Origin of the sequence: Chitinophaga sp. 30R24 (assembly GCF_049056765.1) — a bacterium.
Classification (GTDB): Bacteria; Bacteroidota; Bacteroidia; order Chitinophagales; family Chitinophagaceae; genus Chitinophaga.
Genome location: NZ_JBJGXX010000003.1, coordinates 320,888 through 345,705 on the forward strand (window position 1 = coordinate 320,888; position 24,818 = coordinate 345,705).

At 41.0% G+C, this 24,818-nt stretch carries 19 protein-coding genes and 1 tRNA gene; 12 read left to right on the plus strand and 8 right to left on the minus strand.

All coding sequences use genetic code 11. The features are described 5' to 3' along the window. Positions 1-34: 34 nt before the first annotated feature. The 9 genes from ACDQ55_RS11515 to ACDQ55_RS11555 all read left to right on the plus strand — a co-directional run bounded on the left by ACDQ55_RS11515 (position 35) and on the right by ACDQ55_RS11555 (position 13,171). Positions 35-2,086 carry an OmpA family protein gene (locus ACDQ55_RS11515; RefSeq protein ID WP_420981539.1) on the plus strand — a complete coding sequence of 684 codons (2,052 nt, stop codon included), beginning with the start codon at positions 35-37 and terminating at the stop codon, positions 2,084-2,086. A 123-nt stretch (positions 2,087-2,209) separates the two neighbouring features. After that, positions 2,210-2,800 carry an RNA polymerase sigma factor gene (locus ACDQ55_RS11520; protein ID WP_420981540.1) on the plus strand — a complete coding sequence of 197 codons (591 nt, stop codon included), beginning with the start codon at positions 2,210-2,212 and terminating at the stop codon, positions 2,798-2,800. Positions 2,801-2,851: 51 nt separating this feature from the next. Next, entirely contained in the window at positions 2,852-3,817 is a 966-nt protein-coding gene (locus ACDQ55_RS11525; protein WP_420981541.1) for a FecR family protein, read from the plus strand. 129 nt (positions 3,818-3,946) lie between these two features. Further along, positions 3,947-7,162: a carboxypeptidase regulatory-like domain-containing protein gene (locus ACDQ55_RS11530; RefSeq protein WP_420981542.1), complete on the plus strand. Its 3,216-nt coding sequence runs from the start codon at positions 3,947-3,949 to the stop codon at positions 7,160-7,162. Between the two features lie 17 nt (positions 7,163-7,179). Continuing rightward, the gene (locus ACDQ55_RS11535; protein WP_420981543.1) at positions 7,180-9,687 is read left to right on the plus strand and encodes a phosphocholine-specific phospholipase C; all 2,508 of its coding nucleotides are present in this window, start codon (positions 7,180-7,182) and stop codon (positions 9,685-9,687) included. Between the two features lie 266 nt (positions 9,688-9,953). After that, positions 9,954-10,922: a hypothetical protein gene (locus ACDQ55_RS11540; RefSeq protein WP_420981544.1), complete on the plus strand. Its 969-nt coding sequence runs from the start codon at positions 9,954-9,956 to the stop codon at positions 10,920-10,922. Positions 10,923-11,234: 312 nt separating this feature from the next. Next, positions 11,235-11,654, plus strand: a complete 420-nt coding sequence (locus tag ACDQ55_RS11545; RefSeq protein WP_420981545.1) for a hypothetical protein — start codon at positions 11,235-11,237, stop codon at positions 11,652-11,654. Positions 11,655-11,832: 178 nt separating this feature from the next. Beyond that, positions 11,833-12,363, plus strand: coding sequence for an SRPBCC family protein (locus tag ACDQ55_RS11550; protein ID WP_420981546.1), 531 nt, complete (start codon positions 11,833-11,835; stop codon positions 12,361-12,363). Between the two features lie 214 nt (positions 12,364-12,577). Beyond that, complete coding sequence (locus ACDQ55_RS11555; RefSeq protein WP_420981547.1) at positions 12,578-13,171, plus strand: CHC2 zinc finger domain-containing protein; 594 nt, start codon at positions 12,578-12,580, stop codon at positions 13,169-13,171. On the opposite strand, the gene ACDQ55_RS11560 is transcribed toward ACDQ55_RS11555, so the two are convergent. From ACDQ55_RS11560 to ACDQ55_RS11580, 5 genes are all read right to left on the minus strand, one after another. Then, the gene (locus ACDQ55_RS11560) at positions 13,081-13,401 is read right to left on the minus strand and encodes an NUMOD4 domain-containing protein (protein WP_420981548.1); all 321 of its coding nucleotides are present in this window, start codon (positions 13,399-13,401) and stop codon (positions 13,081-13,083) included. The genes ACDQ55_RS11555 and ACDQ55_RS11560 overlap by 91 nt on opposite strands. 38 nt (positions 13,402-13,439) lie before the next feature. Next, complete coding sequence (locus tag ACDQ55_RS11565) at positions 13,440-13,928, minus strand: hypothetical protein (RefSeq protein ID WP_420981549.1); 489 nt, start codon at positions 13,926-13,928, stop codon at positions 13,440-13,442. A 94-nt stretch (positions 13,929-14,022) separates the two neighbouring features. After that, positions 14,023-14,721, minus strand: coding sequence for a hypothetical protein (locus ACDQ55_RS11570; protein ID WP_420981550.1), 699 nt, complete (start codon positions 14,719-14,721; stop codon positions 14,023-14,025). An 8-nt stretch (positions 14,722-14,729) separates the two neighbouring features. Then, the gene (locus ACDQ55_RS11575) at positions 14,730-19,055 is read right to left on the minus strand and encodes a DUF6443 domain-containing protein (RefSeq protein WP_420981551.1); all 4,326 of its coding nucleotides are present in this window, start codon (positions 19,053-19,055) and stop codon (positions 14,730-14,732) included. Positions 19,056-19,556: 501 nt separating this feature from the next. Next, entirely contained in the window at positions 19,557-19,922 is a 366-nt protein-coding gene (locus ACDQ55_RS11580) for an XRE family transcriptional regulator (protein WP_420981552.1), read from the minus strand. A 131-nt stretch (positions 19,923-20,053) separates the two neighbouring features. On the opposite strand from ACDQ55_RS11580, the gene ACDQ55_RS11585 reads away from it, so the two are divergent. After that, the gene (locus ACDQ55_RS11585; RefSeq protein ID WP_420981553.1) at positions 20,054-20,728 is read left to right on the plus strand and encodes a hypothetical protein; all 675 of its coding nucleotides are present in this window, start codon (positions 20,054-20,056) and stop codon (positions 20,726-20,728) included. A gap of 54 nt (positions 20,729-20,782) precedes the next feature. Next, positions 20,783-20,971 carry a hypothetical protein gene (locus tag ACDQ55_RS11590; RefSeq protein WP_420981554.1) on the plus strand — a complete coding sequence of 63 codons (189 nt, stop codon included), beginning with the start codon at positions 20,783-20,785 and terminating at the stop codon, positions 20,969-20,971. Positions 20,972-21,086: 115 nt separating this feature from the next. On the opposite strand, the gene ACDQ55_RS11595 is transcribed toward ACDQ55_RS11590, so the two are convergent. Next, positions 21,087-21,803 carry a hypothetical protein gene (locus ACDQ55_RS11595; protein WP_420981555.1) on the minus strand — a complete coding sequence of 239 codons (717 nt, stop codon included), beginning with the start codon at positions 21,801-21,803 and terminating at the stop codon, positions 21,087-21,089. Positions 21,804-22,207: 404 nt separating this feature from the next. On the opposite strand from ACDQ55_RS11595, the gene ACDQ55_RS11600 reads away from it, so the two are divergent. After that, on the plus strand, positions 22,208-23,428 hold the full coding sequence (locus ACDQ55_RS11600) for a recombinase family protein (protein WP_420981640.1): 1,221 nt from the start codon (positions 22,208-22,210) through the stop codon (positions 23,426-23,428). Between the two features lie 273 nt (positions 23,429-23,701). On the opposite strand, the gene ACDQ55_RS11605 is transcribed toward ACDQ55_RS11600, so the two are convergent. Together ACDQ55_RS11605 and ACDQ55_RS11610 are read right to left on the minus strand one after the other, a co-directional pair. Then, positions 23,702-23,785 (minus strand) — tRNA-Leu (locus tag ACDQ55_RS11605). A 93-nt stretch (positions 23,786-23,878) separates the two neighbouring features. Next, positions 23,879-24,691 carry a 2,3,4,5-tetrahydropyridine-2,6-dicarboxylate N-succinyltransferase gene (locus ACDQ55_RS11610; protein ID WP_420981556.1) on the minus strand — a complete coding sequence of 271 codons (813 nt, stop codon included), beginning with the start codon at positions 24,689-24,691 and terminating at the stop codon, positions 23,879-23,881. Positions 24,692-24,818 lie beyond the last annotated feature (127 nt).

The window sequence follows — 24,818 nt, forward strand, 5'->3', positions numbered from 1 at the left end:
TTCATTATTGTACATTTTTTAATATATGCTATTCATGCGTTTTCGTATCCTGCTTCGTTTTTTTATCCTGTTGATATCGTTGGGTATATATCAGCAAAGAGCACAGGCGCAATATGTGCTTACCGAAGCTGTTAATGCATATAACCTGTATGATTTCGAAGCGGCGAAGCCTTTGTTTGTGAAGGCATTTAACAAGAAGGCTACCGCAAAAGCAGCTAGGGGAGCCGCTGAAAGCTACCGTCTTACTAAAGATTATGGTATTGCCGAAACCTGGTATGCGCAATTATGGACAGTAAAAGGCTATACGCTCCAGGATGAGCTGAATTATGCGGCGGTGCTCATGAACAATGCAAAATATAGTGAAGCAGTAACGCATTTGAATAATTATCTGCTCGCAATGCCTAACGACAGGAGGGCACATAATATGCTGAAAGGTTGTGATTCTATTGCCTACTGGACCGCCCGCCCGCTTGCAGGCCGGCTCGAAAATATGGAGGCGCTCAACTCCCCATATTCAGATTGGAGTATCGCATCCACCGGTAATAAATTCGTTTTTGCATCCGACCGCCCGTATAAAACCGGGTTTGCTGCTGGCGGTTATATCAACAAACGTTACTACAGTTGGACCGGACAAAGCTATCTTCATTTATATGAAAGTGAGGGTATAGATGCTAATAAAATAAGGCTATTTAACCAGCCATTTGTAAATGGAGATTACCACAGTGCTAGCGCCAGTTATACGGCAGATGGCAAGAATATGTTTCTGTCGGTGACTAACCTGGTAAAGAAACGGGGACGTTTGATCGGAAAAGACACTGTTTATACTTTAAATATTGAAGTAAAGCAGCTAGTGCAAGATGGTGCACAACATTGGACATTGGCGCCGGATTTACCTTTTAATGAGATCCTGCAATATTCTGTGGGCGATCCCTGGATTAATGCCAGCGGTGATACATTATATTTTGTATCTAGCCAGGGGCCTGGTCAGCAGGGAGGCACAGATATTTATTACAGCACGAAAAATCAAGATAAATGGAGTACACCGGTAAATATGGGTCCGGTTATCAATACAGAAGGAAACGAGCGCACGCCTTACTTCGATACAGCGGGGCATTTTTACTTTGCCAGTGATGGCCATCCAGGTATGGGCGGATTGGATATTTTTACCGCCATGCCCACAGCAGGCCATAGTTGGATGGTGATTAATATGGGCGTGCCGGTTAATACGCCGCACGATGATTTCGCTCCGGCCGTTATAGACCATATGTTTTATCTTTCTTCCAATAGGGCCATGGGTAAAGGTAGCGACGATATATACCGTTTTGCTGCCGCATTGCCTGTAATAGCACTGGTTCCCGTAGAAAGGGCGCAGCCGCCAGTAGGTGATTTTGATGTGCCGGTGCTCACGTTAAAAAGCAGGCCTGTGGTGAAAGAAAATCCGGACGTGCCGGTTTCTTTATATTTCTTATCGGGTGTGCTCCTCGATAAAGAGGATCATCTCCCGTTGGCCAATGCCCTGATTAAGTTACGTGACAACGCTACTGGTACACAACTCACTACCCATACAGATACAACAGGGCATTATATCATCATGCTGGATGGCAAGAAGGATTATCAACTGCGGTTCGAGAAAAAAGACTATACGAATATCAACCCTGTGCCAATCTCTATCCGGACTGCAAAGTTGGTGACGATCAATCAGGACCTGGAACGGGAGAAAACGGTATACAACAAACCTTTCCGTATCGACAACTTGTATTTTGATACTGGTAAATCGGATATCCGTCTGGATGCGGCGAAAGAGTTAGACAAACTGGTGGAGCTGTTCCGCGAAAATCCTACCTGGAGAATAGAGCTGTCATCACATACTGATTCCAGGTCGAGTGACGCCTTTAATATGGCGCTTTCACAACGGCGTGCTGCAGCTACCAAAGATTATCTGGTAAAACATGGTATACCAGCCAGCCAGTTGATCGCCAAAGGATATGGAGAAACACGATTGTTGAATAAATGTGCCAATGGGGTACCCTGTACAGAGGCTGAGCATCAGCTGAACAGACGTTCGGAGTTTACGATCCTTAAATAAAGAAATACAATTGAAAGGGAAGCATAAGTATCGATACTGATACTTATGCTTTTTTTATTATACGTATTGCTTAACTTTAATTTAACACTTCAGGCTTTCTATCTAACGATATATTTGTGGCTTATGCATGCTATTGGGGATACAGATAAATTATTACTGGCTGCTTTACGGAAAGGTGACGAGTCGGCGTTCAAAGTGCTATATGAACGCTATTGGACCGAACTGTATACAATGACCTACCGTAGGCTTGGAGATGAAGAAGCAGCTAAGGACATTGTGCAGAATATATTTGTAAACCTCTGGACATCCAGGAAAGAGATCTTTATCGAACACTCGCTGGCCCCTTATTTAAACCGGGCAGTAAGAAATAAAACGATCAGCTTTTACAAAAAAAACCTGGCGGATATGTCGAGAGAGGCCCGGTACCAATATGAACAAGGGCAATATGCTGTTGAATCAAATTTGGAAGCTAAAGAGCTGGAAGATTTTATCAACGACGAATTGGCCAATATGTCGGATACCATGCGCAAAGCCTTTATCCTTAGCCGGGATGAAAATAAATCGATTAAAGAAATAGCAGCAGAACTTTCCTTGTCTGAACAAACCATAAAAAATAATATCTCCCAAGCCCTGCACCGCTTAAGGAAGAAGACCCAACTCTTCTATGCAGATCCTGTTAATCTATTAACGCTTATTTTATTGTTGTTAACATAATGCTAACCTGTAGGTAACAATTCGTTAAAGTACTTTTTGACTTTGGCGGAGATGAGTTATTATATGGGTAACAAAAATAAATTCCTGCAACATCGTCAGGTGAACGATGAAGCTAATGACTGGTACGATCAGGTACAGGATGAAGTACCATTTGATGCCTTCGGCAATTTGGAAAATCAAATGCGTATCGGTCATGAGATTTATACCAATATCTGGCAACAGATAGGGCATAAAAAAAGGGTTCCCTTCCTTTATCTGAAAGTAGCTGCAGCATTGCTCGTACTTCTCGTTTCCAGCATTTTTGCATTCAGATATATTACCAGGCCTTTATCAGGTAAAAGCCGCTCTGAATGGACGATTGTAAGTGCCGGTCCGGACGAATATAAAAAGATCACATTACCAGATAGTTCAGTGATTAAGCTGCACGCAGCTTCCCGTATACGTTTTGCCAGCGCTTTCAATAATATGGCTACACGTAGTATCTACCTGGAAGAGGGAGCAGCTTTTTTTGAAGTGAGCAAAAATGCCAGCCGGCCCTTCATTGTACACACTAAAGGATTTAGTGTAAAAGTATTAGGTACCTCTTTCAATATATCTGCCTATAGCCAGCAGCCAGATTTTAAGGTGGCAGTGTTGAGTGGGAAAATTATGGTAGAACAACAGGAAACATCCGGGCAGATAAAAGTGCTGGCAGCAGAAATGACCCAAGGCCAATGCCTGACCGTAAATCTGGCCACTACTGCATATAAAATAGAAGAGACGAAACCAGCAGCACCTCCGGTAGATGCTCCCCAACCAGACATCAGGTCCCTGACGCTTTCACAGATTGCAAAGGAACTGGGAGATAAATTTAACCTGTTTGTACAATTGAATAATCCAGAGAATGATACAACAATTTACCAGGTGAATTTTAATCAATCGCTCGACGACATTCTTACAACACTATCCGCGAAAACCGGTTTTGATTATACCATCGTAAAACATCAACACTTGATTATTAATCCTAAAACATTATAACCTATGTAACAGTACCACTAAAAACAAAGCAAAGGTGGTGACACACCTTTGCTCATGGACAACAGCCATTATATGGCTCATCATTTTAATTAACTATTAGACGAAGTAAATTAATTAAAACATTACAAGATGCATTTTTTTCTGCAAAGAATAAGAAAAATATCGGAGAATTTTACGCAGGCACCGGCCTTGCTCACCAAATTGCTGTTTACTTTTTGCTTCCTGAATATAGGAATCAATAGCTATGCACAGTCTACAGACGCTTCCATTTCCGGAAAAATTACCAATAAAGAAGGGAAAGTGATACCTGGAGTTACCATTACTGTCCGTAACGAGTCAACAGGTTTCCAGTCAGTGTCTATTACCAACAAAGAAGGAAAATACGCTTTCATTCAGCTGCCTTTAGGCCGTCCTTACACAGTGAAAGCCGCTTTTGTAGGGTTAACTACTCAGATCAAGAACCAACTGGCCGTAAACCAGGGAGATAACCTGATAGTGGATTTTGTAATGAGTGAATCTGTAAGTAACCTGAAAGAGATTACTGTTAATTCTAATACGCTGAATAAAAGGATTGACCGTTTGGGTGCCAGTACAGCTATTACTGCCCAGAACATCCAACAGATTCCAGCCCAGAACCGTAACTTTAATAACCTTTCAGCGTTGGCGCCTACTACTAACGGAACAAATATCGGCGGACAGCGTGCTTCTTCTACCAACTTTCTGATCGATGGTGCCAGTGCAAGGAATAACCTTACCTCCGGTGCGCTGGGAAGTGGTCCTTACTCACTTTCCCTGGAAGCTATCAGGGAGTTTGAAGTAATTTCCAACGTATATGACGTAACCCAGGGCCGTCAGGGTGGCGGCGCCATTAGCGTGGTTACTAAATCTGGTACTAATACATTAACCGGAAGCGTGTTCGATTATTACCGTTCCGATTTTTTGGCCAGCAATTATGATATCCGCGGAAATAAAAGACAGCAGCAATTTACCACTAACCAGTATGGATTCAGCCTGGGTGGTCCTATTATCAAGGATAAGCTGCACTTCTTTGTTGCTTTAGACAGACAGGATGAAAAACTGCCGTTCTATATCGCGGACCTGAAAAACGATAACGATATGATCACCAACCGTATCAGCAGAGCGGTATTGGACAGCGTTATCAACATTGCCAGAACTAAGTATGGCTTGGGTAATCACCAGCAGGTGGGAGAATTCCAACGTAAAACATTGGCTAATACCGTGTTTGCACGTATCGACTGGCAAATCAACGACAAAAACCGTTTAACTATCCGTAATAACTTCAGTAATTGGGACAACCCTACCAGCAACAGCGATAACTCTAATATCCACCTGTATGAGGTATGGGGTAATTTCCAATCACGTGAAAACAGCACCCTGGCTTCCTTGCGTACCCAGTTCAAACCGAATTTTCTGAATGAGCTGAAAATCCAGTACCAGTCTGCTACCAGGAACTATTTGCCTAACAGCGAATTGCCATCAGCAAATATTCCTAGGGCTATTGTAACTGTGCGTTCAGAGCTTCCCAATGGTACAACAGGAAGTACTACCGTACAATTAGGTGGTCAGCGTTTTACGCCAGAGAAAAATCTGGAAAACCAGGTACAGTTGGTGAATACTTCTTATCTCACAAAAGGTAAATACCGTTTTACCTTCGGTACAGATAATACATTAACTTATCTGGATACTTATATTTCCAATGAACAGAACGGCCGTTTTATTTTTAACAGCCTGAAAGAGTTCGATGATCTGAATCCATCCAGATATGTAAGGGAAGTGCCGTTAAAAGGAATTCCTGCTGTACAGCAATACGTACTGAATGCTTCCCTTTTTGGTCAGATGCAGTTTGAAGTGCTGAAAAATGTAGAAGCTTTGGTAGGTTTAAGATGGGATTTAACAGGTTACCTGAGCCAGGCTGACTATAACCCATTAGTAGATAAAGCTTTCGGTTTGCGTACCGACAGTAAAATAACAGACGCTGGAAAAATTCAGCCTCGCTTGCAGTTGACTTGGGATGTAAAGGGTAATAAAACAGATATCATCCGTTTAGGTGGTGGTTTGTTCTCTGCCTACCCAGTAAACTATGCACAGGTGAACAATATACAGAACAGTGGTACCATGGTAGGATCTATCGATGTAACCCGTCCGGCTAACGGCGACAACCTCGTACCTGTACCGGATTTTCCATCTTATAGAAACGATCCTTCTACCGTTCCTGGTTTGATTCCTGGCGTACCTATGGTTTCTACCATCAACCTGAATGACCCTCACCTGAAAATGCCTTCCATTTTCAAAAGCAATGTGAGCTACAACAAAATATTTGGCGACTGGATGAGGGTAGGTGTAAACTTCCTGTATTCTTATACCAAGAATAACTACGTTTATGTAGATAAAAACATGGTGGACGAACCTTACTTCCGCCTGGCAAACGAAGAAAACCGTGCTGTATTTGTACCTGCCAATACGATTACTTCTGCTGGTATTACCAACAACGTATTAGGTAGAAAAACACAGGAAGTAGGTAGAACGCTGATGCTCACCAATGGTGCTAAGCTGAGGCAGATGGCTATGATCGTAGATGCAAGCTTCAGATACTTTAAAGATGGTTATTTTAACGTAAGCTATACCCTGAACGACGCTAAAGATAATTCTTCCTATAACGGTAACGTAGCTAACACGTCTACTTTCAGACCTGTTAAATCTGATCCGCGTGATTTCAGCGAAATGAGCTATTCAGATAACCATTTCCGTCATAAAGTGGTACTGTACGGTGCTACTCCTAGCTGGAAAGGATTTGTATTCAGCGGTACTTTCAGAGGTTTGGCGGGTACCCGTTATTCCCTGACTGTAGATGCCGATATTAATGGAGACTTTGTGGGTGGACCAGGTAACGACAATGACCTGGCATTTGTATTCGATCCGAAGAACCCATCTACCAGCGCCAGCGTAAAAACGTCTATGGAAAAAGTATTGAACAATCCGGATAACCGCGCTAAAAAATACATCCTGCAGAGTTTAGGAAAGATTGCAGACCGTAACGGAGGCGTAAATCCTTTTTCCGGTACTTTTGACGTGAGACTGCAAAAAACTTTCAAAACATTTAAAACACAAGGTTTAACTTTTAGTGTAGACGTGTTTAACTTTGCTAACCTGTTAAATAAAAATTGGGGCGTAAACTATAACCTGGGTGATCAGAGTCTGCTGACTGTAAGTGGCTTCGACCAGGCTACCAAACAATATATTTACCGTGTTAATGAAAACGTAGGGGTAACCAATAAAAATGGTACGCCTTATCAAGTACAGTTAGGTGCACGGTATTCTTTCTAATGGTAATATGAAGTAATATGGATACTCGGAGAGATTTTTTAAAAAAGGCAGCACTGTTATCGGGCAGTGCTGCCCTTACTAATATGCTGCCGCCAGCTATACAAAAGGCTTTAGCAATAAATCCTGCGCTGGGCAGTACCTTTTATGATGCAGAACATGTGGTTTTCCTGATGCAGGAAAACCGTTCTTTTGATCACCTTTTTGGTTCGCTGAAAGGGGTACGTGGTTTTAATGACCCACGCGCCATCCAACTGAGCAACCAGAATAAGGTTTGGCTCCAGTCTAACAAAGAAGGACAAACCTATGTGCCTTTCCGGCTCAATACCAAGGATACTAAAATTCCTTGGATGGGCTCTACGCCGCATAACTGGACCGATCAGACAGATGCCAGGAATAAAGGGAAGTATGATAAATGGCTGGACGTAAAGAAAGCTTTTAACAAGGAATACGCAAAATTACCACTCACCCTGGGTTATTGCGATCGTGCAGATTTTCCCTTCTATTATTCGTTGGCAGATGCCTTTACCGTTTGCGACCAGAATTTTTGTTCCAGCATTACCGGTACGCACCCTAACCGTCATTACTGGATGACCGGAACTGTGCGGGAGCACAATACACCGGAAGGGGTAGCGCATTTATGGAATGTGAGCAATTATAATACGCCGGAACTGGATTGGAAAACTTATCCCGAACGCCTGGAAGAAAATGGCATCTCCTGGAAAGTATACCAGAATGAGCTCACTATGGGCTATGGATTGAAGGGAGAAGAAAGTGGCTGGCTCAGTAACTTCGGTACAAACGTATTAGAGTATTATAAGCAATACAATGTGCGTTTGCATCCCGGAAGTATTGCCAATCTCGATATTAAAAAGGCCAACATCCTGACCGAGATTGCTGCATTGGAGAAAGAACCGGCTACAGATGAAATAAAACAAAAACTGGCTGCAGCCAGAAAGGTGCTGGATGGCATAGAAAAAGACAAACAACAATACACCACCGAAGCCTATCGCCAATTATCACCGGAAACGAAAAGCCTGAATCAACACGCTTTCACCATAAACAGCAATGATCCGGATTTCCACGAGCTAACTGCTTTGACCTATGATGATAACGGTACCGAACGTACGTTGAATGTGCCTAAGGGTGATATTCTACATCAGTTCCGTGAAGATGTGAAAAATGGGACTTTGCCTACCGTATCCTGGTTGATGCCTCCTGCTAATTTTTCAGATCATCCTGGCGTACCTTGGTTTGGTCCTTGGTATGTGAATGAGGTGATGGAAATATTATTGCAAAATCCGGAAGTATGGAAGAAAACCATCTTTATCCTCACGTACGATGAAAATGATGGTTTCTTTGATCACGTGCCTCCTTATGCAGTGCCTAATCCTTACGCAGCGCATACTGGTAAAGTATCCAAAGATATAGATCCCCGCATGGATTTTGTTACCAAAGATCAACAAACTAATCCTTCTGCAATGGCCGACCGTATCCGGGAAAGCTCTATCGGACTGGGATACAGGGTGCCTATGATCATCGCTTCTCCCTGGACACGCGGTGGCTTTGTAAATTCTGAGTTATTTGATCATACTTCTTCATTACAATTCCTGGAAAATTTCCTTGAGAAGAAGTTCAATAAGAAGATCAAAGAAGAGAATGTTACAGAGTGGAGACGGGCTATTTGCGGTGACTTGACCAGTGTTTTCAGACCTTATAACGGCGAGAAAATTGAGCGTCCGCAGTTCCTGAATAAAGTGGAGTTTATGGAAGATATCCATAAATCAAAATTCAAGCAAATACCTAGCAACTTTAAGGCGCTGTCACAAAGTGAAATAGATCAGATCAACCAGGATCATCTGCAGTCGCCTTATTTCCCGAAACAGGAAAAAGGTACTAAGCCTGCTTGTGCGGTGCCATACGAGTTGAATGTAAACGGTAGTTATAATAAAGAAGGCGTATACCGTATCCATTTCCAGGCAGGAAATACGGTTTTTGGTAAGCGTTCGGCAGGCGCTCCTTTCATGGTGTATGCCATGAAGCCTTATGAACAGGAAATGTTACGCACCTGGGAATACGCTGTAGCGCCGGGAGATACTTTACAGGATGATTGGCAGGTCCCTGCATTTGAAAATGGCAATTACCATCTCCGGGTATATGCACCTAATGGTTTCTACCGCGAATTCGCAGGAAATAACAATAATCCGTTAATACAGATTACCTGCAATTACGAAACTAATAAGCAGCGTCCTTCGGAATTAACCGGGAATATTGTATTGACAATTGTTAATAACGACGCCAAAGCCCATAGCTGTGAGATTCTTGATAATAGCTATAAAAACAGCCTGCTGAATAAAACTGTTCCGGCGCACGAAACAGTAAAGGTGGTGCTGAACCTGTCTAAGAACAGCAACTGGTACGACTTTAAGGTAAGCGTTAAAGGTACTGCCATGTTTGAGTGTTTTGCAGGCCATGTGGAAACAGGAAAGATCAGCAAAACAGATCCATTGATGGGAGGAGAGGTGTAAGTACCTTACGAATAATGAAAATGAAAAAGCCCTTTTGCGAAACAATATTTATCTTGTTTCGCAAAAGGGCTTTTTCATTTGATATTTTATTGAAGAATGAATAAAACGATTATCTTTGTTTTAGCAAAATTGTTTTTAACCTGAATAGATAAGTACCTTCTATGGAATAATCAAGTGTTCTCTTTTTACTGCTTGCCTATTTCGAACCCGAGGCCTGAAAGTCTTTCACGGTAACGCCTATACGATGTGAGTGAAATAATAATTATATGAAAAAATCAATCTTAACCTTATTCCTGCTCGGTAGCGGGTTATATTCTTTTTCCCAGAACAAAGTGATTTGGGGGGTAGATGACTCAAGGACTGAACAAAGGGAAGATGCCGGTTTGCAAGGTGCAACATCCGGTTTTTTTGAAGCGAATAACCCGGTTAATTTTCCTCCATGGGCTACTTCCTGGTGGCATTTACTGGATACCCGGCATAGTAGCCCGGCTAATAATTATGCCATGCAGTTTGCCGGTAGTTTTTTTGACCAGCAATTATATTTCAGAAAAACAAATAATGATCCGGCTCAGCCTTGGTCGAGGGTAATACTGGAAACGAGTGGAAGAGTAGGTATTCATAACGATTATCCCAGGGCATTCCTGGATGTGGGGGTAACCGACTTGGATACTTTGTCTAGTGTGTTTGCCAGGTTGCCGGAGGGGGATAGTGAGGGAGAAGGTACTTACCTGGGCGTTCGTACGCATAGTACACAACCGGTTAACGCTAATTCATTTTCCATTGAGCATCGGTTTTTTGGTGCATTAAATAGTGCTATCACCTTTAGCAGGGGCACGTCGAGAAGTGATGGTTTTATGACCTTTTCAACGGCTAATGGGTTAGAGCGAATGCGTATTGATGTTGAAGGTAACATTGGTATAGGAACAGCCAGTCCGCAGTCAAAACTGGCAGTGGCAGGTACAATCACAGCGCAGCGCGTAAAAGTTACCGCTACTGGATGGCCCGATTATGTATTCCATGAACATTATGCTTTGCCTTCCTTGGAAGAGCTTGAGCAATACGTTCGGGAGCATAAGCACCTGCCGGGTATTCCTGCTGCAGTGGAAGTAGAGAAAAATGGTATGGATGTAGGAGATATGAATAAACAGCTCTTGCAGAAAGTAGAAGAGTTGACTTTGTATATTATTGAATTGAAAAAGGACGTAGAAGCATTGAAAAGTGCTTCCCAGAAATAAGATTTTGAACCTTATTTTATAATTAGCGCTTTGCCGCTGTTGATGGACTTACTTCGGGAAGCGGTAGCATTAAAGCTTTTCACCAACGTAAAAGGACAAACCTATATCTATTAGGTTTGTCCTTTTAGCATTTTAAGTAGCATGAATGACCTTGTTCGGAAAGCAGGGTTACACCAGTCTCATCAGGCTTTTTAAGCGCTCATTTTAGATAATGTGCACAATAGCTATTGTTTAATATTTCTTTAGACCAACATTTTAATAAAGAAGAATGTTACTCTAGTGGTGATTGTTTCATTGAAAACTTTTAATTATATGAGTACACATACTGTAAAGAGTACACATTCGGTAAGGGAAGTGAAAAAATCAACAGAAGTAACTGTGGCAGAATTTCTGGGTATAATTTTTTCCTTTAACAGCAGCTTGAAACTCATCCATTGGGATATACAGGGAAAAGGTAGCTATGCTGCCCACATCGCATTGGATCAGGCTGCTGATACATTGCGGCATGTTACAGACCGGTTGGTGGAAACTACAATTGCAATCAAAGGCGATCTCGACATCGTTATTCCGGAAACAAAACGCCCTAAAGATTACATTAGCTACATTGAAGGTTTTTATATTGTGGTTGATGCAAAGAGAGAACTGTTTCCCGAACGGTTTACGCAATCAATAATCGACGATTATCAGGAAGGGATTAAACAATTACTTTTCCGGTTGAAACGGTTGCAATAGCGGGAAACTATTTTACTTAACCATTCACCTTGTTTTTAATGCAAAAACAAGGTGAATGACCATTGTGTTTTAATGATGACGTTTATTGTTATCGAAGAAATTGGTTTATGCTTAAATAGATTGCCCCTGTTTTATATTTATAAGTTTGTACTGGTAACAGCCTTTCAAAAAAATAATCATGAAAAAAGTCTTAAAATTTATATTGTACATCATCATTTTATTGATCATTATAATTGCGTCCCTTGAAATCTTTAGTTCATATAAACCTGCTATAGGTATCAATCAAAATGCGCCGGTTAAAACAACTCAAAGCATTAGGATAAATGCTCCGGTAGCAACAGTATATAACATATTTACCGACGTAGATAATTGGCCGAGCTGGCAAAAAGAAATTTCGGCAGCTAAAATAAATGGTCAATTACAAGTTGGCGCTACCATCGATTGGAAAACAGGCGGGTTAACCATTCATTCCACATTAAAAACAGTGGTGCCAGATAGTGTGGTAGGCTGGTCGGGTAAAGCTTTTGGTGCATTTGCTAATCACGTTTGGCAATTTGAACAACATGAAGGCTACACTATTGTAACAGTCAATGAAAGTATGGAAGGTTGGCTGGTAAGTTTGTTAAAAGGGTACTTTCAATCTCATCTGGAATTGGCTACAAAAAATTGGTTGGAGTATTTAAAGGCTCAATCTGAGAAGCAACATTAAGGACTTTGCTTCAGATCTTGATCTCCGTAAGGTACTGTTAGCATGTGAAATGATCGAACTGCCCGACTCAACGAAGCGGCTCCGTTAATATATGCGCTGGACGCGGGGCTTCCCTAAAATAAAAATGGACAAACCAAGATAAATCTCGATTTGTCCACTTTAGTGCACCGGGGTGTACTTTTCTCGAACCACTTTTTAACTGATTTAGAACGGCTTGCAAGTATTTTGGTTTAAAAAACCAATGCTTGTAAGCCGTTTTTCTATTGTACATAATTATTGTGAACCTGAAAACGTGTATATGAAAAATTTAATGTGTGCAGAGGCAAAGCAAATTGATCTTGTAGATTATTTGGCCTCATTGGGCCACCAACCCCAAAAGGTAAGAAATCAAGATTATTGGTATCTATCCCCGTTACGGGATGAAAAAACGCCATCCTTCAAAGTAAACAGGCAGTTAAACGTCTGGTATGATCATGGAACCGGGAAGGGGGGCAATCTGGTGGACTTTGGAACACTTTATTTTAATTGTAGTGTGGCAGACTTACTACAACGCTTATCGCAAAACCGACCCGCCCCGGCTTTTTCTTTTCACCCGCCTACCTCTTTGGGTAGCCAGCATCCGGCCCCCACTTCTTTTGCTGGTGAAAAGAAAGATACCCCCGACAGCAAAATTGTTATTCTGGACGCTCGCTCTCTTAAAGAACAATCCCTGCTGGACTACTTGCAAAAAAGATGTATCCCGGTGGAAATTGCCAGCCGTTTTGCAAAGAGGTGGATTTTCTTTTGTATGGGAAGAAGCATACCGTGATCGGTTTTCCCAATAATGCCGGAGGGTACGAACTGCACTTTGATCCTTTCTTTTGTCCAAAATCCATCCGGCGCATTTCTATGAACAATAAACCTGGGGAGAACTTTTACTCTACCATAATTTGAAACAATTAAATCCCCATCAAAACCGGGCACTTCTCGCCATATTTCACCCTTCATATCTTTTAAGGACTTGTTTTGGTAGGGCCACTGATTTTCTAGCGTTGTCATTTTAAAGAGGTTTAATTGTTCTGTCAGCAAGTAAGATATTAGTTCCTAAAGAAGTTCCACCATGTTTTCCTCTGTTCTATTTTCTTCGGAAAAAATCCTTCTGGGGTATCTCCATCAAAGTGCATATCATTAACGGTTGTGTAGATATAGGCAAATAATTCATCTTCTCGTCCATTCTGTATTCGTTTAATAACCCTTTGAACAGGCCATATGACTATATTATTGGCTGATATGAGAGAAATATTTATTTCCCCATCGTTGTCCGTATCGTCAACCTGCCATTTCGCTGCCTTAGAATTTCTAATTACAACTTCTCCTATGTAAGATCCAATTGCAAAACATTTATATCCGAACAGATTGGTGAAAAGTCCTCCCGGAATCGGCTGACCATCCTTGATTTCATGGTCGAGCAAATCATCGATTAATTTCACGCTTTCTACCGAATAATTAAGTTCTTTATGCAGTTCTTTGAATGCTTTGATCAACCAATTTGAACTTTTACCAATATCATTAATTAATATACCCATAGTTAAATTTCTGCTTCTTTCAACCGGAAATTAGTAACACCTTACAATGAACAATATAACATCTACGACATTTTCAATAAGTTCTTTTGGATAATCAGCTTACACTTTTAGTTCCAATTTCTGGCCATATTAATTTAAGTCGATTCATTTCCTCTTTGCAATTATCCGGCATGTCGCGTTCGATAATTAAGTCACTATATATAGAAAACAATTTATCAGCTTCAGGGCTATTGTTCAGTTTAGCTGCAATTAAGCCCTTAATAAACCGATATATATCATTACTCATATGAACACAGTATTCATATGGGTCCTTATTCAACAGTTCATCTACTCTCGCAATTGTGCTATTTGAAAGCATATAAGGGAATACAGTTTCCTTAAAATGCTTCATTAGCTCCCATGATACATAAGGAATATTTTCTTCATCAAAAATGAATAAGTCGAGACTTTGATTTCTTTTCCTATTAATTCCGTCAGGATTCGCATTTAGATTTGCAATACTATTCCCTAGTGTCACGAAGTCTGTCTCTTTTTTAAGCTCAGTGTTCTGCGTAATTTCCCTATAAATATTTTCTATGTCCTTTACATTTATCCATGCGTAAGGCTCAATTTGAAACCCCTTTTCTCCTGTTTTTATAATTGTTCGGTCATATATCAGAAACTGATACGTAAATATTGATTGCTTTTGTTTCCTTATAAAGTACTGTTCACCAATGCTAGGGGTAAAATCATATACCTTCATTTCATTTTTTAATGTTTCGAAAACACTCCTAAGGACACTTTTTTTTGTCATATATGAATTTATTGAATCCTGAAAAAACCAGTACTTGAGTTCCAATTAAATACTCCAGTTTGAATTTTTGATGGATCTACCTGAACTCCACGTAAATTGATCGGTGCGTTGCTACCTGTTAATGTGCCGATATCCTTGTCATTAAAGAATAACTTTTGCCCATTTGATAAAGTACCACCGTCTACTTTTGATTCAAATACTCCAAGTACTTTTCCATCCTTAACTACGACAAAATCGGCTCTCATTGTGGCACCATCCATTTTGATGGTTACTTGTTCTAATATTTCCGCACCTTTAAATTGAGATGATAATATATCCTTTGTTAGCAACTCTCCAACTGCTCCCTTCATAACTGGTGTCAATCCCTCGGCAAAAGGAGTCGCTTTAGCAGCGCCCATGGATATTCTTCCTAACGCCGAACCCAAAGCGCCTAGTCCTTCCGCTGCTTTTGCCCCTGCATATTCCCAGGCGGCTACTTCTACCGCTGACTTAACAATATTGAAAGATGCTCCGTTCTGGCTCTCCCAAAGTTGACGTTGATTTTCTTTTTCCTGGGCTATTTCCCGCGCGATCACTTTACATTGCGGGCAGTCCATTGTTTCGCGAATCGTTGGCTGCCTAGGGTCTGGCGGAGGAGCATTCCTTGCTTGTTCTGTCTGTGCTGCCGTATATAGCCCGCGCTTATTCATTACGGCAGGGTCATAAGGCCCTGATATCCCCTTCGCTAAACTCCCATCTCTAGTGTACCAGGGTTCCAGACCGTCAATATCTGTAGCATTAGGAAATTCATTACCTGCAAACTGATAAGTAGAATAATATGGAAACTTATCAGCAAGCGGGTCTACGGCAAAAAAGCGCCCAAGTTGTTGATCGTAGAAGCGGTTTTTGTAATCATACCATTCAATTCCTGATCCATCTGCAAACTCTTTATTCTGCAATTCTTTACCGTGAAACTTCATCTTGTTTTCAGGATAATTTTTCCCTTTAAGTACATTTGAAGAGATTCCGGCCATCGTTAGGCCCGCGGGATAATAATGTGTTTCCTCCAGTACTTTCCCTGTTGCCTGTGTTACAACAATATTGTCAAAGAACACATCCTGCGGACTTTCGTTACTAGTATAAATGTATAAGAAGCCACTTTTTTCGATGGGCATCTTGTCCTGGGCAAGAGTTTGTAACTGGTCAGGCTCTCCATTTACTTGCTTTACACCACTGTTTGCGTCCACTAAGTTAAACTGATCATCGAAAAGCACAAAATTCAGATAGGCTTTAGGTTTGTCCTGCCTGTTCTGATTTGGGTCTTTTTCTTTTAGTTTTCTATAGTCGTTATTATAGAAATTAGTGTTGAATGGGATTGGATTATTAGAAGCGCCTACATTATGATTTGATGAGCTAATGGTATTACCTCCAAACGCCTGTATCAGATCGGCCAACATGTTTTCGGTTGGCGATTCCGTAGATTGTTTGTCTGATGGACCAGTAGATTTATAAAATGCGTTTGTACCAATCTGGATGGTATCACCTCTCATAACCCTGAGTACTATAGAAGGGCCAATTTTCCGACCTTCGTCTTTAACGTTAAGCTTTGCTACAGATTTGTTATCGTCGGAACTGCCGTCCGAAGGATAACCTACTGGTTTGGGAGTTCGGGTGGCATCTATGTTGCTGAACAATGTATTCTCTTTGGCGGCTAACGGCGCTTCCATTGTCGCGGTATATACAGAAAGGTCGGACTGCTCGGTAAGTACTAAACGAACGTTGCCCAGGCGGTCTTTCACAAAATAGTCGTACACATATTGCGGGGCCTGTCCCGCTTTTAGGAACAATCTTACGCGACCTTCATCATGCGCCATATATAACAAAGTGTCATTCTGATATACAAATCCACTGATATAATTGATAGTCGTAGTTTTGGCGGGTGATTTTGTATAATCTGTGATTTCCTTTTTCAGTTTGTTGCCTACCGCGTCATATTGAAAGCGAACGATGCCCTTACTGCCAAAATCTACTTGTGTAGGAAGATTTAAATGATTATAACTAATAGTCGATATTGATTTGTTGAGGTCCTTTGACAGGTTACCATTCGGGTCGTAACTGTAGTCATTACCCGTTTTATTACCGTCTTTGAAGTCGCCAAGAGGACTTGACACTGCACTAGTATCAAAAACAGCAGATAACTTATTGCTATTAGGGGAGTAACTATATGCCAGCTGGTCCATTGGCACAATATTGATTCCATCCATCCCTTTCTGCGACATTTTTGTTATGTTGCCATTGGCATCGTAATTTATCCAGGGAACGGTAAAATCCATTTTATCCTGTGTCCACTGGCTACCGCTTGTGTTTTGTTGGGTGAAATATGCCTGGGTCAGGCGGTTAACTTTGTCATAACTGTATCCATAAGCTCTTGGCAGTGGGTCATTCCATCCCTTCCAGCGGGTACCTGCTAAATTGCCATTGTAATTTCTTCCAGTAAAGCCATAGTCATAGTTCAGTTCCTCGCCAAAGTGAGAGAGAATACTCCCACTATTGAGATAATCCTTGTTCAAACTTTTAAGCCAGCCACGAATATTATACTCATATGATAACTGTTCTATAGCCTGATTGTTAGCCTGTAAACCCAGTGCTTGGGTCTTTAACTGCCCTAATTCATCATATTCATTCGTGGCGATAGTTCTTTCAAGATTTACATTGTCATTAAGCCTTTTCTTTAGACTAATTATCCTTCCTGCCTGGTCATATTCTTTCATAGTAAGTACAGTCGTTTGGGGACTGACGCCGCTACGGGGATTCGTATGCCGCTGATAAGTACTTAATACTTTTCCGCTGAAATCATACAATGTTGTGGTAATATCTTTACCACCTGCAATGTTATCACTGACGACGTGTATTATTCTACCTTTATCATTGTACCAGGTAGTAGTGGTCAACCATTGGTCGGTATCTAAAATACGGACCTTAGTGCCAGTGACTAATCCCTTCGTCATGGAGCTGGTACTCGTCACCGGCTCAGCATATGGGTTATTACCCACCTGCGGTTTAGGGAAATCCCCCGAAGTAGGACTTTGTACTCCGGGATAGCTATAGTTGTCGTAAAAAGTATAAGTTAACGGGGAGAGTGCAGTTGAAGGAATATTAGGTAGTGGGTTCGATACTGTTAAATTAATAAGGTCTCCTTTTAAATTAGGGTCTATATATACGTCTCTGGTATTTCCACTACCACTATCAAAGCCGTTTTCCAGTGTTACTGAATTAGTTGCTACATAAGTGCTTCTATCATCGGTGGCTACTACCAAATCTGTAATGCCTGGAATTTGATAGGAAGTACTACCAGTACCAGTGGAACTATTCAAACTCGTTTGTAAAGCATCTCTGGTCGCAGATGAATTATATAAAGCAGTTTCAATAGGTCTATTAAGTCCATCGTAAAAGGTTACCTGCCATTGATTACGTGCCGTCAGGTTACCATCCCGTGAAAAAACCAACCTGTCGCGCTGGTCATACACCATTTCAGCAAGACTTGCACCTGGCACTTTCTTTTCGATCATGCGATTGCGCCCATCAAAACGATATTGAAAGCACAATTCATCTGCCACTAAGGATAAACTCCAATTGCCGGAAATTTTTTCCACCGCCAAAGGAGGGATTACAAAACGTAAATTGCCTAAGTCATCATATACATAGTAAGTAGATAGCCACCCAATATGTGCCGTGCCTGGTAGGTCAGATAGTTGCGTTTTCTTTAATACCAGGTGATTCTCCTTGTCTTTATATTCTATAGTCTGATTACCGCTTTCATCAATCATTACATTTTTATGAAGTTGCCCCGCGTCATAAATGCGTGTGCTAGTAGGCATCGGATCAGACATATCCCATATCCTTACGGAATCACTTATATTATTTACCAGATATTGGTGTTTTACCGGGTGATTTCCACCTGTTTTGGACCAGCTATTGCCAGCAGCATAAGTACTAAGAACACGATTCAATGGCGATGGTTCAAAGTCAACCTGACTGTAAAAAATACTTTCGTCTTTAACACCAGGATTTAGACTGTTATCTTGATAAAACGCTTTCTGTACAGTGAATGGGTCTGTTTTAAATTTACCATCGCTGGTATTGCCTGTCTGTGGCACATAAGGTAGATATTTATATGCTTCTCTACCAAAATCGTCATAAATATTTGTTGTTACCAAATCCTTTCCTGAAGTGCTTACCCCTTTGACTACAACTTGCAGAGGTCTACCCAGTCCATCAAAGTATTGTGTTGATTGTTTTACCTCGTTTATCGTGCGAGTGGGGTCGCTTGCAACGGCGGGATCACTGGTAGGCATAGATGGTTCCCAGGTGCGTATGTAGTTGATAGTAGCAGTAGAATATGGCACCGGGAGCCCCACGGGTGTAGCAGGTGGTCTGGTATTATTTATTGGAGTACTCTGTGCATTGGCATGGCTTATACAAAACAGTATCAGTATTACACTAACCAACTTCATATAGGTACTAGGGGGAAAAGGATACATATGGATTATTTTGGGTCCAGGTTAAAAACCTTCTGATAAAAAATAAATAATAAGAAATATTTCAGTTAACAGATCTACAGGTAATAGGCAGTTTACTCGATCATCCACAGGGTTGCTACAGGGGGACCAGTACCTAAAGACAGTCATCAACAAACTAATACTCAAATAAACAAAATCCTATTGAAAGATAGTTATTTTTCGTAAAAAAGTCACCAATGAGAAGGGGCATAAAACGTTTAATAGATAGTACCTACATTAAAAGCGGGCGGGCTGAATAGCCTGCCCGCTTGCGTTTGAATATTCTTATAGGTAGTGTTACTTTCCACCTTTTTTTTCGTTCAGTAGCTTCTCCAGCATTTCTACCTTTTCCCGTTCCGTCTGCAACAGGCGCTCATATAACTTTTTATTTTCATCCATCGCCTCCAGCCATTTGTCCATCGGGTTAATCGTGCATTTATAGTTAACTGTAGGACCGCCGTGTATTACAGAGCCTTCATAGTTATTCTGAATATTATGAATGGCTGTTTCCTCATCAAAATTCTTGATAGCCTCAGCGGGAACTTTTAGAGCCTTTGCCACTTGTTCGAGAATTTCAGGGTCTACTGTTTCCTTGCTTTCCAGCAAGGAAATTTTCTTTTGATTCCAATCCTCACCTAGTTCAAACGCCAGAGCGTCTTCCATTGGATTTGACTATCACCAATTACCCACCAAGCTATTAACAGTATTAACAGACAGCGGAGGCCGTATTATGACCGCATTTCCGGGCTGCCTGAAGGCTCAAACCTCTATTCAAAATCTTTAATTCCGTAACCATGTATTTTGATGCTCCTCGTGCATGGGATAACCTTCCTTTGCGCCTTTCGACCGAAGAAATAGCCAATCCCTTTGAGATTATTCATAGTTTCTTTTCAGCGCATGAAAAGTGCCGCTGTTCGCTTATTCTCGAACGTTGGCTGCAATCTGTATGTGAAAACAAAAAATGTAAAGAAAGCCCTTCCAGCCTATTATTTTTTTACGATAGGTTATCAGAGCTGATTGAAGCAGCCTTTTTAATTTCACAGTTAGACAATACCCGAAGAAAGTCTGTTCTATTAGCTGAAAGTGAGAAAGAGGATTTCTGTATAATGGCTCCAACCCTTTACTGCGCTTGGAGTTCTTCTAAATTTGCAGAAAATAAATCTAATCTGCTGTGGATGGATTTTCCGCGAAACCTTAATCGTAGGGAGTTTATAAGTCCATATCATGTATTTAAAAAAATGTTCAAATTTTATAAGTTAGGCCAGTGGCGGCATGAACTTCACTACCTCTTTAACATTGCACTATCAAAGGAAGGTTTATTAGATGACGCTTTTGATACAGATATTCTAAGTGTAAGAAAGCACTTGCATAAACTGATTGATGCTGCGCACCTTATAGATATTAGGGAATTTAGGTTAGAGTACATCACAAGTATAAATGGTGGTGAAAACGAAGAAATTGACAAATAAACGACTAAGAATTATAAAAATATACTATATATAATAATAAATACAACTAACTATATGGGGCATACTCATAATGAGCGTGTATTAGGTAATAACAGCGACACGGCTTTGACAAAAGCATTAAAGTTATATGTTCAGATGTTGTTGAATAAAAGTGAATGGACAAAACAACTGATTGAAGAATTACGGAACGAACTGGGGCCAGACAGGCAGCAACTTTTAACTGAAATCATTCGATTGCCATGAAAGCGCGCACAAAGATATGGAAGTGTTAAAATGTGTGCTGTAACGAGTTTACACACAAGGAGCGATTGAAATTTCAATCGCTCCTTGTGTGTAAACAGGTGCTTGCAGTCGCATACTATTTGGCATCTTTCCTTAGATGATCCAGCCATTTATTCACCTGTTCCATTACCTCTTTTAAATCTATATTGGGATAATATTTCTGTAGATAGTCTGCAAACTGGGCTTTTGTTTTTTCATCTTCCCATTCCAGTACAGTAAGGCTTAACATTGGCCATTTCTTTGTTTGCTGCATGAAGCCGTATAGTGGCAGGTATGGCGGGGCATAATAAAACGAATTTTCTACCAATTCATCATACAAGGGCTTATTAAATGCCCTTTTCATATCCCGTACCACATCATAGACAATACGACATCTGCTACCTTGCTGTACCATGACGGCGAATGCCGGCATTCCCTTATCTTGAAAAAAGACGTACATATAATCAATAAAACCTTCTTCCGTTACGTCACATAGATCTTTGCTATAGTAGCCATATTCCTGTTTAAACAGGTCTAAAGAAAAGTCTGATAGGTTTTTGTCAATAATGAAATCAATTAACGAATTTTCTTTTTTAATAATATCTTCAATAGACGGACCACCCGTCAAACCCGCTACAGATAAAAAATACCGGGGTTTAGAAAATAGTTCAAAATAATAGCTCTTAAAAAAGATCGTCTTTCTGTCAAATGTTACCTGTATGTACAGCGGATAGGTAAGTTTTCCATGAAAGGACACTTGTTTAAGCCGTTCATTGAAATATGTTTTATAGCTAACCTTATAGGTTTTAGTCATTTTTATTCGATTTTATACTTACTTGCTTGTGTACAAATGCATAACTATCATTTCGCAATCATTGTTTTACAATACAAAGGGTATCAAAACATACTATTTCTTACCAACATTAGTAAAGATCGATAAAATTTGATAAAATTTATAAAAAAGTTTAGGTAAAACATAAAATAACAAAACAAAATACTTATATTCGTTATGAAGAAGTATTTCCCTCCATAGTTTTTTGTGAAACTGATTAATGTGATGGTGTAAAATGGAGACAATTACCCCCGAAAGAATAGTAGAAATACTAGGAAAACATGGTACGCATGTAACAATAGAAGAAGCTAAGATTATTCTGGAATTTATGTACAAACTGGCTAATATAGCCATAAACACGTATTTAGGAAGATGAAGGCAGATTTATACATCGTGTAAGCACTGATGAGCAGGCAGACAAGGGTTTTTCCCAAAGAGACCAGGAGGAAAGGTTACGCAAATATTGCCATAATAACCAAATATCAATCCGTAAGGTGATTTTTGAAGATCATTCGGCCAAGACCTTTGAACGCCCTGAGTGGCGTAGTGAGATTATAGACCTGAAAAAGCGGAAAGGCCAAATTGATATTATCCTATTCACAAAATGGGATAGATTTAGCCGTAATGCCGGGGATGCCTACCAAATGATTAACACCCTTCGCAGGTTGGGGGTAGAGCCACAGGCAATAGAACAACCGTTAGATATGGCCGTTCCGGAGAATAAAATAATGCTGGCGGTATATCTGGCCGCCCCGGAAGTAGAGAATGATCGGAGAGCATTAAATGTATTACACGGAATGCGCAGGGCTAAAAAAGAAGGCCGTTGGATGGGGCCTGCTCCGGTAGGATATGCCAATAAGATAACGGAGGACATGCGTAAGTACATAGCCCCTGTAGAACCATATGCCAGCATTATGAAGTGGGTATTTAACATGATGGTAACGGGCCAATATCAAGTAGAGCAGCTTTATAGGGAAGCCCGCCTGAAAGGGATTAGGTGCTGTAAAACTAATTTCTGGAACCTCCTTATAAACCCAGTTTACTGTGGGAAGATTTATTTATCTGCCTACAAGGACGAGCCAAGTACACATGTACCCGGTCTACATGAGCCGATTATTTCAGAATCGTTATTCTATGAAGTACAGGACTTGCTGGACGGCAAGAAAAAGAACTACCGTACTAAAGTAGGGTCACAGGAAATCATGCAACTTCGTGGCCACCTACTTTGCCCTAAATGTGGTCATCTATTAACGGGTAGCGCTTCGCGCGGCAGGAACGGGATTTATTATTACTATCATTGTAAATCATCATGCGGCGCACGTTTCAAAGCAGAAGCGGCAAATGATCTTTTTTCAAAAGAGTTGCGCAAATTTGTTCCCTGCGCAGGCATGGCAGAATCATACAAAGTGGTAGTTAATTCAGCGTATAAAGCCCAAGTGAAAGGCCATCGTAGTGAAGCAAAGGAAATTACCGATCAATTAAATGAAGCACAAAATGATATAGCAAAAGCAAGGAAATTGCTATTAAAAGAAGAAATTGATGCTTCCGACTATAAGGCAATCAAAGCCGAGAGCGAAAAAGAATTATGCTACTGGAAGCCAAATTAATGGAGGCCACAAAGAACACAAATAATATAGAATCCTTGTTGGATAATGCGGTAAAATCCCTTGTAACCCTTGACCAGCTTTATAAAGATGGAGATGTGAAGAAGAAGCGGCAAATTATTGGTTCGATTTTCCCTGAAAAACTCACTTTTGACGGAAGCGATTATCGAACCGCCCGACTCAATGAAGCCGTCAAGCTAATATACGCGCTGGACACGGGTTTTGACAAAAATAAAAATGGACAAACCGAAGCAATTTTCGATTTGTCCACTTTAGTGCCCAGAACTGGATTCGAACCAGCACACCCTTGCAGGCGCTGCGACCTGAACACAGTGCGTCTACCAATTTCGCCATCTGGGCATCCAGGTCCTTGTAAAAGGGATTGCAAAGGTAAGCGCTTTTTTAAATTCACCAAATTTTTTTCTAGGAAATAAAAAAGCGCTTACTGTATGATTATACCGCTACGCTAAATTCGCGCAGGGTATCGTTCAAACTTGTTTTCAGATCTGTAGAGGCTTTACGCTGACCAATAATCAATGCGCAGGATACCTGGTATTCGCCTGCAGGGAATTTTTTGGTGTAGGTACCTGGAATCACCACGCTGCGGGCAGGTACACGGCCTTTGTATTCTTTAGGTTCGCTGCCGCTTACGTCGATGATCTTGGTAGACTGTGTCAGTACTACGTTAGCGCCTAATACTGCTTCTTTTTCTACTACTACGCCTTCTACTACAATGCAGCGGGAGCCTAAGAAGCAACCGTCTTCGATGATAACGGGACTTGCCTGTAAAGGTTCCAGTACGCCTCCGATGCCTACGCCGCCGCTCAGGTGCACGTGCTTGCCAATTTGGGCGCAGGAGCCTACAGTAGCCCAGGTGTCTACCATGGTGCCTTCATCTACAAAGGCGCCAATGTTTACGTAAGATGGCATCAGGATACAGCCCTTTGCAATGTAAGCGCCATAACGGGCTACCGCATGTGGTACTGCTCTTACGCCCAGGTCTTTATAGTTGGACTTCAATTTCATTTTATCATAAAACTCGAATGGAGGCAGTTCCATCGTTTCCATAGGCTGGATAGTAAAATATAGCAGAATCGCCTGTTTTACCCATTCGTTTACTTGCCAGCCATTTTCTGTGGGCGTCGCAACTCTCAGATGACCTTTGTCTACTGCTTCTATTACCGCTTTAACTGCATCTGTGTACTGTGTCTCCTGTAACAGGCTGCGATCAGCCCAGGCAGCCAGTATTTGTTGTTGTAAATCCATTTTTTTATTTTTTGCAAACTTAATACCTGTAAACTAAAATTACGAATCAGGAAGCCGGATTTCCGGAAATCTTGTCAGATATGCGTAATTCGCGATCTGTAATTCGTAATTTTGACATTTCGTCAGA

What these genes read in the sequence shown, in the direction of transcription:
- ACDQ55_RS11550 (WP_420981546.1), top strand. Translation starts at nt 11,833, where the DNA reads ATGAAAAAAGTCTTAAAATTTATATTGTACATCATCATTTTATTGATC.
- ACDQ55_RS11520 (WP_420981540.1), top strand. Translation starts at nt 2,210, where the DNA reads ATGCATGCTATTGGGGATACAGATAAATTATTACTGGCTGCTTTACGG.
- ACDQ55_RS11610 (WP_420981556.1), bottom strand. Translation starts at nt 24,691, where the DNA reads ATGGATTTACAACAACAAATACTGGCTGCCTGGGCTGATCGCAGCCTG.
- ACDQ55_RS11535 (WP_420981543.1), top strand. Translation starts at nt 7,180, where the DNA reads ATGGATACTCGGAGAGATTTTTTAAAAAAGGCAGCACTGTTATCGGGC.
- ACDQ55_RS11595 (WP_420981555.1), bottom strand. Translation starts at nt 21,803, where the DNA reads ATGACTAAAACCTATAAGGTTAGCTATAAAACATATTTCAATGAACGG.
- ACDQ55_RS11560 (WP_420981548.1), bottom strand. Translation starts at nt 13,401, where the DNA reads ATGACAACGCTAGAAAATCAGTGGCCCTACCAAAACAAGTCCTTAAAA.
- ACDQ55_RS11515 (WP_420981539.1), top strand. Translation starts at nt 35, where the DNA reads ATGCGTTTTCGTATCCTGCTTCGTTTTTTTATCCTGTTGATATCGTTG.
- ACDQ55_RS11540 (WP_420981544.1), top strand. Translation starts at nt 9,954, where the DNA reads ATGAAAAAATCAATCTTAACCTTATTCCTGCTCGGTAGCGGGTTATAT.
- ACDQ55_RS11580 (WP_420981552.1), bottom strand. Translation starts at nt 19,922, where the DNA reads ATGGAAGACGCTCTGGCGTTTGAACTAGGTGAGGATTGGAATCAAAAG.
- ACDQ55_RS11565 (WP_420981549.1), bottom strand. Translation starts at nt 13,928, where the DNA reads ATGGGTATATTAATTAATGATATTGGTAAAAGTTCAAATTGGTTGATC.
- ACDQ55_RS11545 (WP_420981545.1), top strand. Translation starts at nt 11,235, where the DNA reads ATGAGTACACATACTGTAAAGAGTACACATTCGGTAAGGGAAGTGAAA.
- ACDQ55_RS11530 (WP_420981542.1), top strand. Translation starts at nt 3,947, where the DNA reads ATGCATTTTTTTCTGCAAAGAATAAGAAAAATATCGGAGAATTTTACG.
- ACDQ55_RS11590 (WP_420981554.1), top strand. Translation starts at nt 20,783, where the DNA reads ATGGGGCATACTCATAATGAGCGTGTATTAGGTAATAACAGCGACACG.
- ACDQ55_RS11575 (WP_420981551.1), bottom strand. Translation starts at nt 19,055, where the DNA reads ATGCCTACCAGTGATCCCGCCGTTGCAAGCGACCCCACTCGCACGATA.
- ACDQ55_RS11585 (WP_420981553.1), top strand. Translation starts at nt 20,054, where the DNA reads ATGTATTTTGATGCTCCTCGTGCATGGGATAACCTTCCTTTGCGCCTT.
- ACDQ55_RS11525 (WP_420981541.1), top strand. Translation starts at nt 2,852, where the DNA reads ATGAGTTATTATATGGGTAACAAAAATAAATTCCTGCAACATCGTCAG.
- ACDQ55_RS11570 (WP_420981550.1), bottom strand. Translation starts at nt 14,721, where the DNA reads ATGACAAAAAAAAGTGTCCTTAGGAGTGTTTTCGAAACATTAAAAAAT.